The 16161-nt window shown below is 52.6% G+C and carries 17 protein-coding genes; 5 read left to right on the top strand and 12 right to left on the bottom strand.

The features are described 5' to 3' along the window. Positions 1–5: 5 nt before the first annotated feature. From bamB to ndk, 7 genes are all read right to left on the bottom strand, one after another. Positions 6–1184 (bottom strand): outer membrane protein assembly factor BamB, encoded by a 1179-nt coding sequence (gene bamB / locus BSZ31_RS11955; protein WP_105028944.1) that lies wholly within the window; start codon positions 1182–1184, stop codon positions 6–8. Further along, entirely contained in the window at positions 1181–1825 is a 645-nt protein-coding gene (locus tag BSZ31_RS11950; protein WP_168426959.1) for a tetratricopeptide repeat protein, read from the bottom strand. Before BSZ31_RS11950 ends, bamB begins: the two co-directional genes overlap by 4 nt. Then, entirely contained in the window at positions 1822–3147 is a 1326-nt protein-coding gene (hisS, locus tag BSZ31_RS11945; RefSeq protein WP_105028942.1) for a histidine--tRNA ligase, read from the bottom strand. The genes BSZ31_RS11950 and hisS overlap by 4 nt, the downstream gene beginning before the upstream one ends. 50 nt (positions 3148–3197) lie before the next feature. Further along, the gene (gene ispG, locus BSZ31_RS11940; protein WP_105028941.1) at positions 3198–4445 is read right to left on the bottom strand and encodes a flavodoxin-dependent (E)-4-hydroxy-3-methylbut-2-enyl-diphosphate synthase; all 1248 of its coding nucleotides are present in this window, start codon (positions 4443–4445) and stop codon (positions 3198–3200) included. A 66-nt stretch (positions 4446–4511) separates the two neighbouring features. Beyond that, positions 4512–5609: a RodZ domain-containing protein gene (locus BSZ31_RS11935; RefSeq protein ID WP_105028940.1), complete on the bottom strand. Its 1098-nt coding sequence runs from the start codon at positions 5607–5609 to the stop codon at positions 4512–4514. A 265-nt stretch (positions 5610–5874) separates the two neighbouring features. Next, a complete protein-coding gene (rlmN, locus tag BSZ31_RS11930) occupies positions 5875–7014 on the bottom strand; it encodes a 23S rRNA (adenine(2503)-C(2))-methyltransferase RlmN (protein WP_008248937.1) in 1140 nt (379 codons plus the stop codon). A gap of 66 nt (positions 7015–7080) precedes the next feature. Next, positions 7081–7506: a nucleoside-diphosphate kinase gene (gene ndk / locus BSZ31_RS11925; RefSeq protein ID WP_105028939.1), complete on the bottom strand. Its 426-nt coding sequence runs from the start codon at positions 7504–7506 to the stop codon at positions 7081–7083. A 172-nt stretch (positions 7507–7678) separates the two neighbouring features. On the opposite strand from ndk, the gene BSZ31_RS11920 reads away from it, so the two are divergent. Then, complete coding sequence (locus BSZ31_RS11920; RefSeq protein WP_105028938.1) at positions 7679–8383, top strand: Bax inhibitor-1/YccA family protein; 705 nt, start codon at positions 7679–7681, stop codon at positions 8381–8383. Positions 8384–8613: 230 nt separating this feature from the next. Here BSZ31_RS11920 and rlmD read toward each other — a convergent pair whose 3' ends face one another. The 5 genes from rlmD to yaaA are packed head-to-tail and all read right to left on the bottom strand — an operon-like array spanning position 8614 to position 13111. Then, on the bottom strand, positions 8614–9987 hold the full coding sequence (gene rlmD / locus BSZ31_RS11915) for a 23S rRNA (uracil(1939)-C(5))-methyltransferase RlmD (RefSeq protein WP_105028937.1): 1374 nt from the start codon (positions 9985–9987) through the stop codon (positions 8614–8616). Positions 9988–10005: 18 nt separating this feature from the next. Further along, on the bottom strand, positions 10006–10830 hold the full coding sequence (locus BSZ31_RS11910) for a peptidoglycan DD-metalloendopeptidase family protein (protein WP_105028936.1): 825 nt from the start codon (positions 10828–10830) through the stop codon (positions 10006–10008). Then, positions 10827–11567: a protein-L-isoaspartate(D-aspartate) O-methyltransferase gene (locus BSZ31_RS11905; RefSeq protein ID WP_105028935.1), complete on the bottom strand. Its 741-nt coding sequence runs from the start codon at positions 11565–11567 to the stop codon at positions 10827–10829. Before BSZ31_RS11905 ends, BSZ31_RS11910 begins: the two co-directional genes overlap by 4 nt. A 9-nt stretch (positions 11568–11576) precedes the next feature. Then, positions 11577–12338 (bottom strand): 5'/3'-nucleotidase SurE, encoded by a 762-nt coding sequence (gene surE / locus BSZ31_RS11900; protein ID WP_105029859.1) that lies wholly within the window; start codon positions 12336–12338, stop codon positions 11577–11579. Positions 12339–12340: 2 nt separating this feature from the next. Then, the gene (yaaA, locus tag BSZ31_RS11895; protein ID WP_105028934.1) at positions 12341–13111 is read right to left on the bottom strand and encodes a peroxide stress protein YaaA; all 771 of its coding nucleotides are present in this window, start codon (positions 13109–13111) and stop codon (positions 12341–12343) included. A gap of 301 nt (positions 13112–13412) precedes the next feature. Between yaaA and lexA the strand changes: the two genes are divergently transcribed. Genes lexA through BSZ31_RS11875 form a run of 4 tightly spaced genes read left to right on the top strand, consistent with a single transcriptional unit; the run spans position 13413 to position 16151 of the window. Continuing rightward, positions 13413–14075 carry a transcriptional repressor LexA gene (lexA, locus tag BSZ31_RS11890; protein WP_105029858.1) on the top strand — a complete coding sequence of 221 codons (663 nt, stop codon included), beginning with the start codon at positions 13413–13415 and terminating at the stop codon, positions 14073–14075. A gap of 40 nt (positions 14076–14115) precedes the next feature. Continuing rightward, positions 14116–14391, top strand: coding sequence for a hypothetical protein (locus BSZ31_RS11885; protein WP_146106680.1), 276 nt, complete (start codon positions 14116–14118; stop codon positions 14389–14391). Further along, positions 14348–14854, top strand: a complete 507-nt coding sequence (locus BSZ31_RS11880) for a hypothetical protein (protein WP_168426958.1) — start codon at positions 14348–14350, stop codon at positions 14852–14854. Before BSZ31_RS11885 ends, BSZ31_RS11880 begins: the two co-directional genes overlap by 44 nt. Next, entirely contained in the window at positions 14790–16151 is a 1362-nt protein-coding gene (locus BSZ31_RS11875) for a hypothetical protein (RefSeq protein ID WP_146106679.1), read from the top strand. The genes BSZ31_RS11880 and BSZ31_RS11875 overlap by 65 nt, the downstream gene beginning before the upstream one ends. The last annotated feature ends 10 nt before the right edge of the window (positions 16152–16161 follow it).

The raw sequence follows: 16161 nt of genomic DNA, 5'->3' as shown, positions 1-16161 counted from the left end.
TTACTTTACTGGACAGATATCAGGGCCACACTGCCGCCACGCGATTGCACGATCAGCGCATCGGTGTCAGCAGGCACAGGCTGGCTGGCAAAAGAGGTAGAACCCACTTTTGTTCGCGCAATGGTTTTGCCGGTGTCTCGATCAATGAAATGAACATAGCCTTCGTAGTCGCCCACAGCCACAGCGCGACCAATTACAGTCGGCGTGGTGGGCTGGCGACGCTGGAAGCTTTCGATTTTCCAGACCTGCTTGCCGCCACTGCGGGAAAACGCAAACAAATCGCCCAGTTCATTGGGGGCAATCATGTAACGGTCGTCTACAGAGGCACCACTGGGTGCAGAAAAATCGGTGGTCCAGATTGGGCGGGCACTAACCGAGTCCAGGCAACCCACCTTGCCTTGAAACGCCGCTGCACACACTTCACGGAAGTTATAAATTGGCGTCCCGGTTACGTCGGTGATGCGCTCAATTTCGGTGGTTCCACTGGGTGTTGCCAAAGTACCTTCCCAAACAACAGTGCCCGCGCTCAGATCAAGCGCCACCAGCCGACCACCTGGAAAACCAGCATATACGCGCGCGTTGTTGACATCGACTGGGGTATTGACTCTCAAAGTCAGCGGCGGAAGCTGGCGGGTATACTTCCAGCGTTGTGCACCATTTGACGCTGAATAAGCGATCACCGAGAAGTCGATGCCGCGTACCAGAATGGTGCCAGCAGCACCCACGGGCACGCTGCTGACATCTGCGCCCACGCCGGTTTGCCATTTTTGTTTGCCATTGGCATCAAACGCGACAAGGTTGTTGTTCACGTCGATCACTGCAATGGTGTCAAGCGTGGCAGCCACACCCGCTTTCAGCTTGGCACCGACTTTCACTTTCCATTTTGTTTTGCCTGTAGCCCTGTCGATGGCCACCAACTGGCCTTCTTCGGACGCCGCATACACAGTAGAGTCGAGTAAAACGGGTGTAAAGCTGCCTTGCTCAGAGTCGCCTACATCCACGGACCAGGCGTTGGCAACTTTCAACTGAGACGTAAAGGGCTGCAATTCAGCAGGTTTCACAGCGCTACTGCCGAAGGGGTTCAGGCTGCTCATGGTCGAACTGATGGCAGCACAACCGCCCAACAAGGCCAAAACAGCGACAAGAGATGAAATTTTAATGACGTGCTTCATTGGTTCGCTCATTGTTTGGCCTCCACTTTGGGCAAGGCACTGATTTTTCGCTCAATCACCTGCTTCCACGGACTGTCGGCTTGAATGGTGCCAAGCGCCAATTCATATTCTTTGCGCGCTGTTGCCACATCTTTCTGCGCCAGGGCCAGGTCACCCAAACGATCGTGAAACAGGCCTTCAAAGCCTGGGTAGTTCTCGCTCAAGGCCGATTTGGCTGCATCGAACTCGGATTGCTCAATCAGAATACCGGCCAACATCAAACGGGCAGTTGCCACATACTCGTCCAGCTTGGCTTTTTCAGAAGCCCACTTCAACGATGCTTTCGCTTCTTCCAGCTTGCCTTCATCGAAAAAGGCTTTGGCCGCAATCAACGCCCCACGCTGTGCGTAAGGGGAGCTGGCATGCTCCTCGAACAGGGTCTTCTGGATTTCTCCCACCAGTTCGATATTGCCCTCACGCGTGGCTGCCTCCAAACGTTCATAAACCACAACTGAATCAGTAGACTGGCGTGCCTGCCACCATTTCCAACCGTTGTTCAAGGCAAAGGCACCGAACACAAGAATCAACACGGTCAAGATAAAACTGCCGTATTTGGACCAGAATGCCTTCAAACTGGCCAGTTGTTCTTGTTCTTCAAGGCTGTATCGACTCAAGACTCCTCTCCTTCTCCGTAAAGCAGACCGAAAATGGCTTCGGCCAATCCCTCTTGTTTGAATTCCTGCTGCTTGCTTTCACCACGCAGCAGTTTGACTGCCGCAGTGCCCGCATTTAATTCGTTTTCGCCCAGAATAACCGCCACGGCAGCACCGCTGACATCTGCGCGCTTCATTTGGCTTTTGAAGCCACCACCACCGGCGTGCAGTACCACGGCAAACCCCGCATCGCGCAACTCTTCAGCCAAAGTAAAAGCGCGGCGAGCCGTTCCTTCGCCTTGATGTACCACATACACATCCAGGTCAGCCGTGTCATCGGGCTGATTTACTTCGAGGTACAACTCGAGCAAACGTTCCAGGCCAATTGCAAATCCGATGGCTGGCGTGGGCTTGCCACCCAGAATTTCAATCAAGCCATCATAGCGACCACCGCCACAAATAGTGCCCTGCGTGCCCAAGGCATCAGTAATCCATTCGAACACAGTGAGGTTGTAGTAATCCAGACCACGAACCAGACGCGGGTTTTCAATGTAACGCACGCCCGCATCGTCAAGCAGGCGTTTGACGCCCTGATAATGTGCCAGGGATTCCGTTCCCAAAAATTCCGACAAACGCGGTGCGCCATTGACCATGTCTTGCATGGTGGGGTTTTTCGTATCCAGAATCCGCAAAGGGTTGCTGTGCAGGCGACGCTTGGCATCTTCATCCAGCAAGTCGGCGTGCGCTTCAAAATACGTAATCAACGCCTGCCTGTGCGCCAGACGTTCTGGTGCTTCACCCAGGCAGTTGATTTCAAGGCGCACATCTTCAAGCCCCATCTCACGCCACAGGCGCGAGAGCATCACAATCAACTCCGCATCAATATCAGGGCCGGCAAAACCCAGCGCTTCAACATCGAGCTGATGAAACTGCCTGTAACGCCCGCGTTGAGGGCGCTCATGGCGAAACACAGGCCCCATGGAATACACCCGTTGAGGCGCTGCGTAAGTCAGATTGTGTTGAATGGTGGCGCGTGCAATGCCCGCGGTGAATTCTGGCCGCAAAGTAAGTTCGTCGCCATTCAAGCGATCCACAAAACTAAACATCTCTTTTTCAACGATGTCGGTGACTTCACCAATGCCCCGGCGAAACAGCGATGTGGGCTCAAGCACAGGGGTTTTGATCAAGCGGTAACCATAAGAGGTCAACCACTCACGAAGCATGACCTCGAGATTCTCCCAATGAATGCCTTCTACGGGCAAAACATCGTTCATTCCCTTGACGGATTGAAGTCGGGGTTGCTTTTTGGCTTTGGATTGTTCCGGCGACTCAGGATGACTCATTGACGCATTCAACTTAATTTCTCAACCCGGTATTGTCGCCTATTCTTGGGCTACTTGTTGCCGCCAGCGTACCTTTGCTCGACATAACGCTGCACAATCGCCTGAAATTCCTGAGCGATGTTCTCGCCTTTCAAGGTCACCGTGCGTTTGCCGTCTAAAAACACAGGTGCAGAAGGAGCCTCACCGGTGCCCGGCAGCGAAATACCGATGTCGGCGTGCTTGCTTTCACCCGGACCGTTCACCACGCAGCCCATCACAGCCACTTTCATTTCTTCAACGCCTACATACTGGTTTTTCCAGATCGGCATTTGATCGCGCAGGTAGGTTTGAATTTGATCGGCCAGTTCCTGAAACACAGTACTGGTGGTTCGGCCGCACCCAGGGCAAGCAATCACCTGCGGTGTGAAGGCACGCAAGCCCAGCGATTGCAAAATTTCCTGCCCAACAAGCACTTCCTTGCAACGGTCACCATTGGGCTCGGGCGTAAGCGACACGCGAATGGTGTCACCAATGCCTTCTTGCAAGAGCACAGACAAGGCAGCAGTAGATGCCACAATACCTTTCGTGCCCATTCCCGCCTCAGTCAAGCCAAGATGAAGGGGAAACTCGCTTCGACCCGACAATTCCCGGTACACCGCAATCAGGTCTTGAACCTGACTCACCTTGCAGGACAACACAATTTTATTGGCGGGCAAACCGAGCTCGACCGCTTTGTGTGCACTACTGACCGCAGATTCAATCAGCGCCTGGTACATCAGTTGCTGCGCTGGCAGCGGGTCGGCTTTCTTGCCGTTTTCATCCATCATTCGGGCCAGCAGGTTTTGGTCCAGGCTGCCCCAGTTCACGCCAATGCGAACTGGCTTGTCGTGTTCAGCAGCAATTGAAATCATGGCTGCAAAGTTGTCATCGCGCGAACGGGATGAACCGACATTGCCGGGGTTGATGCGGTACTTCGACAAGGCCTTTGCGCAATCCGGGTATTTCTGAAGCAACAAATGTCCGTTGTAATGAAAATCACCCACCAATGGCACGGGGATTCGCATTTTGTCCAGCTGCTCACGAATGTAAGGCACCGCTTCTGCAGAAGCGTCGTTGTTCACCGTGATTCGAACCATCTCGCTGCCGGCAAGATAGAGAGCCTTGATTTGTAATGCTGTGTTCAGGGCATCGGCCGTGTCAGTGTTGGTCATCGACTGCACCAAAACAGGAGCACCGCCACCGATGGACACAACATGCTCTTTCCAGCGGACATCCACTTGATGGGTCTTGTGTCGCTTCAAGGGGGTATTTGGAATCACGATGAACTTCTGGCGAGATAGACAGGTTGCTGAAAGGCGGAGGCTGGAACAGCCCCCGCACAGATTTTACTGAACAGTGATTCGAGCCACTTCTCCACGAATGGATGAAGTCAGATCAACTGATTTTCCATTGCTGGATACACTTACCGCCTTGGCGTTGCCAACAATCAACTTAAAGGGCGCTTGACCCTTCACTTCCAGATTGCTGCCACCGTCGTTGAGTTGGGAAATCAACACTTTGTCATTTGCATCGCGAACGGTCACCCAGGACTGCTCTTGAAAGTTAAACCGCAACACGCTTTCAACATTGGAGGCCAGGGGAGCTGCCGCTGGCGCTGCAGCATCAGCAACAGGTGCAGCGGCTGTTGTGCTGGCCGCACCGGTGGCGTTTGGTGCTGCGGTTGCGGGGGGGGCAGATTCACCCACAGGCGCAGCAGGTTGCTGAAGTGCCGGGAACACAGCCGTATCACCGGCCGCAGCTGGGGCTTCCAGGCCCAAAGGCAAAGAACCATCCGCTGACACAGCACTCTCGGAACCTGGTGCAGTGGCCACAGGCGCCTCGTTGGGTTCGATCACCTCTGCATCACCCACTTCGGTGGTTTGACTCGACATGAACACGGGAATGTAAAACACGGCCATGACCACCACTGCTGCCAGCACAATGCCGTAGCTCAGCGATTTCTTGCCTGTTTTACGATCAAAATTCAAAGTGGACAAGCGCTTGGAGCTGTTGGGCATCTTGGGCTCAAGCGGCTCGGAGCGCCCACTTTCGGTCTGGCCAGAACGAGCGGCTTTGACCTGGGCACTGGCCTCGGAAAACCCGAAGGACATGATGACCGGTGCAGGGTCCATCTTCAGAGCCTTGCAATAACTTTTAATGAAAGCCTTGGCAAAGGTCTCGGGCGGTAGGCGCCCAACATCACCACTTTCAATGGCTTCAAGCTGACGTTCGTTGATTTTGGTTTGAGCACTGATGTCGCTCAAGGAATAGCCGGCCTTTTCACGGGCAGCACGTAAAATTTCGCCCGGGTTCTGGCCCGATTCAAGCAGAGTCAAATTGGGGTGCTTTTCAGCGAAGGAGCCATTGCTTGGCTCCGGTTTTGCATCTTGACCTGCACTGGCATCTGATGATTCAGTTTTGCTCATCGCACGATTTTCATTCATTTGGTCTTTCCAAGCGTCGGCAGGCGCAAAGGGCCCCGATTAATCATTGTAGTTCTTTACCGCCACCACCTTTGCAGCATAATCGAAGCAAGCAGGTAGGTTCAAGCGATTTCTATGAAAATTCAATGTGTTGAGGAGTTTTTTGAGAATGCGCCACAAGTTTGGCGGCGAAAATATCGTTTTTATAATTGAATTAATACGCAATCACTGCCACAACACACTCAATCTTGCTTTCATTGTATGACAAAGCATGCACGCTGTTTGCCTAGTCCCTGCGTTTGGAGGAACCCCTCAGTTCTTCCAGGGACACCGTACTTACAAGCCTTTCCTTGACCTTGGTTCGGTCTCGAACTTCGCCAGCCAGTTGACCGCATGCTGCATCGATGTCATCACCCCGGGTTTTGCGAACTGTAGTTACCACACCCGCGCCGCCAAGGATATCCACAAACGTTTTGATTGCAGGGCTGGTTGACTTGAGCAAACCCGACTCCGGGAATGGATTAAACGGGATCAGGTTGAATTTACAAGGCACGATTTTGGCGATTTCAAGCAATTGCTGGGCATGTTCTGGCTTGTCATTTACCCCATCAAGCATGACATACTCAAAAGTAATGAAATCACGCGGCGCAAATTTCAGGTAACGCAGGCAGGCATCGAGCAACTCACGCAATGGGTACTTTTTGTTCAGCGGCACGAGGTGATCGCGCAATGCGTCATTGGGGGCATGCAATGAAACAGCCAAGGCCACGGGGCAATCTTGCGAAAGCCTGTCCATGAAGGGCACAACGCCCGATGTCGACACAGTGACCCTGCGGCGGGAAAGACCGTAAGCCGTGTCATCCAGCATTAATTGCAAAGCCGGGACCAAGGCATCGTAGTTCAGCAGGGGCTCGCCCATGCCCATCATGACCACATTCGTAACCGGGCGCTCTTGGGCGTAAACACGGTCGCCAGCTTCGCGCAGCAACACATTGGCCTTCCACAACTGGGCCACAATTTCAGCGGTACTTAAGTTGCGGGAAAAACCTTGTTTGCCAGTAGAGCAAAAACGGCAATTGACCGCGCAGCCAGCCTGCGAGCTGACGCACAGGGTTCCGCGGCGCTCTTCGGGGATGAATACCGTTTCAACTGCATCGCCATTGCCAACATCAAAGAGCCACTTGCGTGTGCCGTCTTTGGATACGTTGTCGGAAATGATACTGGGGGCCTTGATGCAGGCACGGCTGTTCAAATTCTGGCGAAATGATTTCGCAAGGTCGGTCATGGAATCAAAATTGTCCATGCCCGACTGGTGTATCCATTTGGCCAGTTGTTTGGCCCTGAATGGTTTTTCACCCAAATTGCCACACCACTGAATCAGCTCGGGCACCGAGTAGTCCAGCAAGTTGTCGAGTTGTGCACTCATGGTGTGTCCTTTCAAAACAAACGGGGACGCATGTGCGCCCCCGGAATTCAACGCAATCGAACTAGATTAGCGTGAAAATACTTGTGACGCTGGGAAGAAATAAGCAATTTCGTTCGCAGCTGTTTCAGGGGCATCCGAGCCGTGAACCGCGTTGGCGTCAATGCTTTCAGCGAAGTCGGCGCGAATGGTACCGGCAGCGGCTTCCTTGGGGTTTGTGGCACCCATCAATTCGCGGTTCTTGGCAATTGCGTTCTCGCCTTCCAGGGCTTGAATCATCACTGGGCCAGAAATCATGAACTCAACCAGGTCGTTGAAGAAAGGACGTGCCTTGTGCACTGCGTAAAAGCCTTCAGCTTCAGCGCGTGACAGGTGAGCCATGCGTGCGGCCACTACCTTCAGGCCAGCGGCTTCAAAGCGGCTGTAAATTTGACCAATTACGTTTTTTGCAACAGCATCAGGCTTGATGATGGACAGGGTGCGCTCGATTGCCATGGTGTAACCACTCCGAAAAGATTAGAAAAGCGTGAAAATTAACCCGCGATTATAGCTGGTTTATATAAAAAACCCAATCACGGGGCTGACCCACGTCTTGAATTGAAACTTTTCGCCATTACCATTACTCTAAATCTATACAAATTCGCGTTTTACAAAGGAGCGAGTAAACATGTCTGAATTCAGAACTGCACAATTTGGCCGCACAGCCGGTGGTGTATCTACCGTAGAAACCAACCGGGTTCTGCGAAACACATACTTCTTGTTGGCCCTGTCGATGGTTCCGACGGCCCTGGGTGCGTTTGCGGGCATTCAATTCGGCTTCTTCCGTTTGTTCGCTGGCAGCCCAATCCTCTCGTTTGTCGTAATGCTGGCCGCCATGTTCGGCTTCATCTGGGGCATTCAACGCAACCGAAATAATTCCTTTGGTGTTGTGCTCATGTTGGGCTTTACCTTCTTCATGGGTTTGATGCTCTCCGGCATTTTGTCGATCGCGCTTAGCCTGTCCAATGGCGGCTCCATCATCATGATGGCCGCGCTGGGCACAGCCGGTATTTTCTTTGGTTTGGCCAGCTATGCTGCGGTGACCAAGCGTGATTTCACCAACATGGGCAAGGGCCTGCTGATTGGCTTGGTTATGGTGATTGTGGCCTCTGTGGCCAACATCTTCCTGCAAATGCCGGCCCTGTCGCTGACCATTTCCACCATTTGCGTGGGCTTGTTCTCGCTGTTCATTTTGTACGATCTGCAACGTGTCATGCGCGGCGGTGAAACAAACTACATTTCCGCCGCATTGAGCATTTACCTGAGTTTGTACAATCTGTTCGTGAACTTGCTGCAACTGCTCATGGTATTTACAGGTGGCAGCCGCGAGTAAACAAGCGCCTGCTGGGATTAAGTTACCTGAAAGTAACTGATTTCAAAGCACTTTTTTGACACTTTGCAACATCGAAAGTTGTTGCAAAGTGAATTGCAGAAGCGCAATATGAAGTCTCAGTGGGTCGGTATCTATACTGACCGCCGAGTTGGTGAGGCAAAAGCACCAACGAAAACGGGGCCGCAACGGCCCCGTTTGTTATTTGCGCAGCTGAATTCTGTTCGCCAGAGTCAGGAATAGTCGCTGTACTCCACTCGCTCAAACACTGCAATCGACTCAACATGCGATGTATGGGGGAACATGTTCACCACCCCTGCTTTCATCAACTTGTACGAGCCGACATTGCAAAGTACCGCCGTATCCCGAGCCAAGGTGCCCGGGTTGCAGCTGACATAAACAATGCGCTTGGGCTGAAACTCTGCACGCGCACCTACAATTGCCTTACAAATTTCCAAGGCCCCGTCGCGCGGAGGATCGACCAAGACTTTGTCGTATTGCCCCCAACTTTCCCATTCAGGTGTTTCCACTTCGAACAGATTGCGCACATGAAATTCGGTTTTATCGGCCAGGCCGTTGAATTTAGCATTCTCGCCGGCTCGGTCAACCAGGTCTTGCGAACCTTCAAAACCCTTCACGTAACTGCTTTTCGTGGCCAAAGGCAAGGAGAAATTACCCAAGCCGCAGAACAGATCAAGCACGCGGTCTTCGGGCTTTAAATCGAGCAATGACACCGCACGGCTAATCATGGCGTCGTTGATCATGTGGTTCACCTGCGTGAAATCAGTCGGCCTGAATCGCATTCGAATACCAAAACTGGGAATGCGATAAATGAGGTCCACTGGCTTGTCAGCTTCAAGACGATGTGCAGTGGCTGGGCCACCTGGTTGCAGCCACCAGTCAACGCCCCACTTTCGGCCAAAGGATCGAATCGTATCGAGGTCTGACTCACTCAAGGGTTCCAGGTGGCGTAACACCATTGCGGTAACACCATCGCCCACGGCCAGTTCAATTTGGGGAATACGCATGAAAATGCTCAGCGTGACCAGCATATTGCCCAGGGGCACAATCATGTTGGACACATGCTTGGGCAACACATGGCATTCCTGCATGTCCGCCACGTAAGAAGATGCTTTCTCGTGAAACCCGACAAAGAACCGCTCTTTCTTGATCACAAAGCGGGTACTTAAACGCGCACGGTGTCGATAACCCCAAAATGAACCATAAATGGGGGGCATCATCTGCTCGGGAGTTTGGCGACCAATTCGCTGCAACAGGTCTTCAAGCGCGCGGTTTTTAATGGCCACCTGGGCATTGGGCTCAATGTGCTGCATGGCGCACCCGCCACACACCCCATAATGCGGGCACTTGGGCGTGGTGCGAGTGGAAACCGTATTCAGCACCTGCAGTGTTCTGCCTTTTGAATAGCTTGGCTTTACTCGCGTAATTTCGGCAACAACGGTTTCGCCGGTGATTGCACCATCGATGAAGTGCACTTTGCCATCCACATGGCCAATGCCATTGGCATCCAGGTCGATTGATTCAATGGCAACTTGCACCTGTGGAAACACCACGGGTGTTCGATCTTTTTTCTTTTTGCGGCCCATGGCTACATTCAATAAAAATTAACGGGCCGGGAGGTAATCCATCGGGTCAACAGGTTTGCCTTGCTTGCGCACTTCGAAGTGCAGTTTGGGGCGATCAGAATCGGACTGCCCTGCTTCCGCAATTTTCTGGCCCTTGGTGACAGGCTCACCTTCTTTCACCAACAAGGTTTTGTTGTGGGCATAGGCGGTCAACAAGTTGTTGTCGTGTTTCAGGATAATCAAGTTGCCATAACCGCGCAGCGCGTTGCCTGAATACACGACACGCCCCGCCTGAGAGGCAATTACGGGGTCACCCACTTTGGCAGCAAGGTCAATACCCTTGTTCACACCCGCTTTGTACCCTTGAATAATTTCACCTGGATGCGGCCAAATAAAACCCAAAGTAACAGCAACGGGAGCCGGCGGCTTGATTTCCGGTGCTGGTGTGGCCTCGACCGGTTTTGCACCGCCAGCAGGAGTAATCGGGGTTACTTCAACGCCAGTGTCTTCAACAGTGCTTGCCCCAGATGCACCAGCCGCGACAGCACCAGGCGCACCCGTCACACGCAGCTTTTGACCAATGCTTAGCTTGCTGGGATCACTCAAATTGTTGGACCGCGCCAACTCACGCCAATCCAGACCAAAATCAAGCGCAATGCTGTACAGGGTATCGCCAGCTTTGACGGTGTAAACACCGTCGGTGGCCACTGCGGTGTCAGTAGAACGGGAGGGCAAACGATCGACCACCGGGGCCTGGTTACCCGTTGTTGTACAGGCGGCCAGGAAGGTCAGTGTTGCAAACCCAACTGCCAATGCACGTGTGTAACCCAGCAATGGGGTTATGGTTAATGCGCCACGTTTCATACGATGCGAGTTCCTTGTAACAGGGGTACGAATTTTACCAAGTCTTTTTTCTCTCGGTGCCATTTGTCGACCGCCAAACGATCGACAATGACCAGATTTTGCTGATTCTGGTCAGCCACGGGCACTATAAGGCGCCCGCCAATTTTTAACTGCTTGAGCAAGGCTTGCGGTATTTCCAAACCCGCAGCGGCCACAATGATGACATCAAACGGTGCTTGTGCGGGCAACCCCACCAAACCATCGCCATGAATTACTTTGACTTTCTGAAAGCCGGCAAGTTTTAAGTTGCGCAGGGCCTTGTCGTATAACGCCTCAATGCGTTCTATGCTGACCACCCGCTTTGCGATGTTGGCAAACACCGCAGCCTGGTAACCACAACCCGCGCCGACTTCCAGCACATTGTCCAGCTCTGCACGGCCATCCAGCGCGTATTCAGCAAAACGGGCCACGGTGAAAGGCCGTGAAATGGTTTGCTGATGGCCAATTGGCAAGGCTGCGTCTTCGTAGGCTCGCGATGCAAATGCTTCGTCCACAAACAAATGCCTCGGCACAGCACCAATTACATTGAGCACACGCTGATTCACAATGCCCAGAGTTTTCAGTTTTTGAACCAAATGCCCACGCGCACGCTCGGACGTGAGGCTAGAGCCGCCAATGCGTTCCGGAATGCGGTCCAGTTTGCGCGCAGACTGGGTAATCAGCGCAGGTGCTGGCTTGAAGCGGGGCTTTTGATCCATGTTGTTGTTTTACAGCCAATCGGCCAGGGTCTTCATTTGTTCGGTGTGCGTTAAATCAGCTTTCAAAGGACTGATCGAAATTTTACCCTGCTTGACCGCATAAAAATCGGTGCCTGGGCCAGCATCTTTGGCACCGCCGGGTGGGCCAATCCAGTAAACGGTTTCATCTTTGGGATTCTGGGTGGGAATCACGGGTTCGGCATGGTGGCGCTTGCCCAAACGGGTGCATTCGTAACCTTGCATGTCATCGTAAGGAATCGGGGGAATGTTCACATTCAGCAGGCAATGTTCCAAACCAAGTTTGTTGTTCAGGAAGCGCTCAACAATTTCAGCCGCCACGCGGGCTGCGCTGTCCAGGTGCGCATAACCTTTGCCAGCCAGCGAAAAAGCGATCGCGGGCAAACCACACTGAAAGCCTTCCATGGCGGCTGCCACAGTGCCTGAATAAATGGTGTCGTCGCCCATGTTGGCGCCGTTGTTGATGCCAGACACCACGAGATCCGGACGACGTTCCAGCAAACCAGTCACCGCCACATGCACGCAATCGGTGGGGGTGCCATTCACATAACGAAATCCGTTGGCGGCTTTGCGTACTGTAAGCGGCCGGTCAAGTGTGAGGGCATTGGACACGCCCGAGCGGTCTTGCTCGGGTGCCATCACCTCCAGGTGAACCGTGTTGCCAAATCGTTCAAGCAAAGCGCCATGCAAGGCCAAAATGCCGGGGGCACTGTAACCATCGTCGTTGCTGATCAGAATGTGCGGAATGGTCAAGATCAAGCTTCCTTGCGGCGAAACACCCAAGTGTTCTCGGTGGATTCTTTGGGCGCAAATGCGTAGCCTGCCACCTTGAACTTTTTCAGTTGCTCTACATCTGTGATGCGTTGGTCAACAATGTAACGGGCCATTAAACCGCGTGCTTTTTTGGCGAAGAAACTGATAATTTTGTACTGGCCGTTTTTGTAATCCTGAAACACGGGTTGAACCACGCGTGCGTTCAAGGCCTTGGTATCAACCGACTTGAAATACTCATCTGAAGCCAGATTGACCAACACAGGGTCTTTTTTTCCGAGTTCCTTGTTCAGGGCCGGCGCCACGGTCTGCTTCCAATAGGCGTATAGATCTTTGCCGGCAGGGTTGGGCAGCTTGGTGCCCATTTCAAGGCGATAGGGTTGCATCAAATCGAGTGGACGCAAAATGCCATACAGGCCCGACAGAATACGCACATGCTTTTGTGCAAAAGCCAAACCGTCTTCGTCCAGGGTTTTTGCATCAAAACCATCGTACACATCGCCATTGAATGCCAGCAACGCAGGGCGCGAATTCTTTTTGGTGAACTTGGTTGACCATTCGCTGTAACGCGTTGCGTTAAGCACACCCAACTTGTCAGAGACCGACATGAGTTCGGAAATATCGGCCGGGCTCATGGGGCGAAGAATATTCACCAGCGCTGCGGCCTGCTCAACAAACTGCGGCTGTGTACTGGCTGAAACGGACAAGGGTGTTTCGTAATCGAGCGATTTTGCGGGAGAAAGAACTACAAGCATGGACATGAATCACCTGGTTGTTACTACGGGTTTATTATCGCAGGATCTGGCAGGTGATTCAGGGACAGGGTGGTGTGAAGTCGGGAAAAAATACCCAATACAAGGTATGCGAGTGACTGGTGTTTTTGAGGTTGGCCGCGGATGCGACTTTGTCGCTCCGCTTCTGGCCGTGTCTCCCAGACTGTCTCTCCCGAAGATGAATGTATTACCTGTCACATGCAGCAATTGGATTCAGGCAAATGTGTTTGCAAGTTTTGATTTACTGTATATAATCACAGCATGTCCATTCGAGATTGGTGCCATGAAAGGTTTAACTGCTCGTCAACAAGAAATTCTTGATTTAATCCGAGACCAAATTACCCAATTTGGCAGGCCACCCACTCGCGCCGAAATTGCACGGCAACTGGGATTTCGCTCAGCCAATGCAGCAGAAGATCACTTGCAGGCTCTGGCCAAAAAAAATGTCATTGCACTGGATGCCAGTACGTCACGGGGCATTCGCTTGCTGGGTGAATACGCCGAAGGTTTGGAAGAAACTGCCAGCAAGGCCGCCGAACGTGCAATGGAGCAATTCATGCAATTGCCACTTATTGGTCGTGTTGCCGCAGGCAGCCCGATTCTTGCCCAAGAACATGTGGAAAAACAAATTCCTGTTGATCCCTCACTGTTTCCAGACAAGCCCGATTACTTGCTGAAAGTACGCGGCATGTCGATGAAAGACATCGGCATTATGGATGGCGATTTGCTGGCCGTAAAAAAAGCCAGTACCGCCAGAGCGGGCCAGGTGGTGGTTGCACGCGTGAACGACGATGTCACCGTGAAACGTTTTTTCCAGAAAGGCCATGTGGTTGAACTGCAAGCCGAGAACAGCGATTTCGCTCCCATTGAAGTCGACTTGCGAACCGAAACATTCGCAATTGAAGGTTTGGCTGTTGGTTTGATTCGCCAAGGCCAGTTGCATTAAAAAGCAGTTATTGCACTAAAAAGCAATGTCGGGGGTTGTTGTGTCGTCTGATCTTGCCAGCATTCACCCCGGCGTGTGGCGTGCCCACCAGCTTGCCAACGACACCAGTGCGCGTATACCCAGCGGCTTTGCTGCCCTGGATCAACAATTGCCCGGGGGTGGCTGGCCTACCCGCAACCTGATTGAACTGCTGTTAAAACACCATGGCATTGGCGAGCTTCGCTTTCTAATGCCGGTGTTGCGCAAACTGTCGCTGGAGAAAAAAAAAACTGGTGCTCATTGGCGCACCGCTGCTACCACTCACGCCGGCGTTTGAGCAGTTCGGTGTGGCCTTGGATCAAATGCACTTGGTTCAAACCGACAAACCCCAAGATCGCCTTTGGGCGATCGAACAGGTGCTGCAAAGCGATTCCTTCGGTGCACTTTTCATGTGGCTGCCTGAAGAAAAAACACTGTGCAACCCAACTGTGTTGCGTCGCTTGCAGTACCAGGCCACTCGTTCACAGGGTTTAAGTTTTGTATTTCGCCCCATTCGGGCACAAATGCAACCCTCCCCGGCTTCACTGCGCTTGTGCCTGACGGCCCAAAGCAGCAATAGCTTGCGAGTGCATTTGATCAAACGCAGGGGGCCTGTGCTTGAACAGGCAATACTGATCAATTTACCAAAACCGCAAGGTGCTTTACCCGACACCCCGCACTCACAGGAGCTTGTTCGTGCGCTGGATCGCCCTGAGTTACAAACAATCCCGCAACCCACGCGAAGTCAAATCACAATTTGATGCCAATTCCTTGTTTGAATTGGCAGCACATTACAGCCCGGTGGTGTGCTGGCGACAAGACCAGCATCATGAATATGTGGGTTGGCTGGTTGAAGTGCAGAGCAGCTTCAGGTTGTTTGGTGGCGCACAGGCTTTGCTTTCGCAATTCTGGGAAAGTACCGAGGAATTTTCTGGCGAATTGCAACTGGCCAACCACCACACTGCAACCGGCGCATGGTGGCTTGGCAAGTGCGCCCCCGCACGCAATCTAGACGATTTTCTGGCCATGCTGAATTTCAATGAAAACAGTTTGCTGGCCCTGCCAATTTCAGTGCTTGATTGCGATGTGAAGCTGCAAACCACCTGGCGACAATGCGGTTTTGGCCGCATTGGTGATTTGTGGCGTTTGCCACGCGATGGATTTTTAAAACGGTTTGGCGCACAAGCTTTGGCTGAACTGGATTCTGGTTTTGGGCTTCAAAACAAACTCGCCATAGCAACGGCACCCCACGAACCTGCGGATACATTCGAGCAAGAAAAGGAATTGCCTTTTCACAGCGACAGGCTTGATCTGATTGAGCACCATGCACAAGCACTGCTTGAAGCAGTGTGCAACTGGCTAAAGCAGCAAAAACATGGCACGCGTGAATTGCACTGGGCCTTTGTTCACGCGCACGGTGAAGAGGTTTTACGCCTGAGAAGTGCGCAAGCCACCGATTGCATCGACACATGGAAGCGCCTGCTGCACCACCAACTGGGGCGGATGCAATTTGACGACGACATACGCAACCTTCGAGTGCAATGCATGCACAGTGAATTGCTGCCCAACGTGAATCGCAGTTTTTTACCCGATCCGGCAGAAGGCACTCGTAACTGGAATAACACCTGCGATGTTCTTCGCGCGCGCTTGGGCGAACAAACCGTATTATTTGCAGCCACAGAAAGTGACCCAAGGCCCGAATGCAGCATTGTGTTGCAACACACCCCGCTGCAAAAACCTGCGAACACTGCCTTTAAGAAAATTGAAAACCAACATGCCCCTGAATTGAACAATGCAACATTGGCGGCCAGCAGCCCGCGCCCATTGTGGCTGTTGCCAACGCCCAAGCCACTTCAAGGAAAAGCCCCACAGTGGCAAGTGGGTGGCCCATGGCAATTGCTTAGCGGCCCTGAACGTGTTGAGTTTGGCTGGTGGGATGCCAAACCTTGCAAGCGCGATTACTACTGCGCACGCGACAGCAATTCCAGTTTGGTGTGGCTGTATCAAGACCTGCTTGAAGAAGATGCACGCTGGTTTTTACATGGTTACTTTGCATAAGGCACTCTGA

Origin of the sequence: Limnobacter sp. SAORIC-690 (assembly GCF_002954425.1) — a bacterium.
GTDB lineage: Bacteria > Pseudomonadota > Gammaproteobacteria > Burkholderiales > Burkholderiaceae_B > Limnobacter > Limnobacter profundi.
This window is presented reverse-complemented; position numbering and strand designations above follow the sequence as displayed.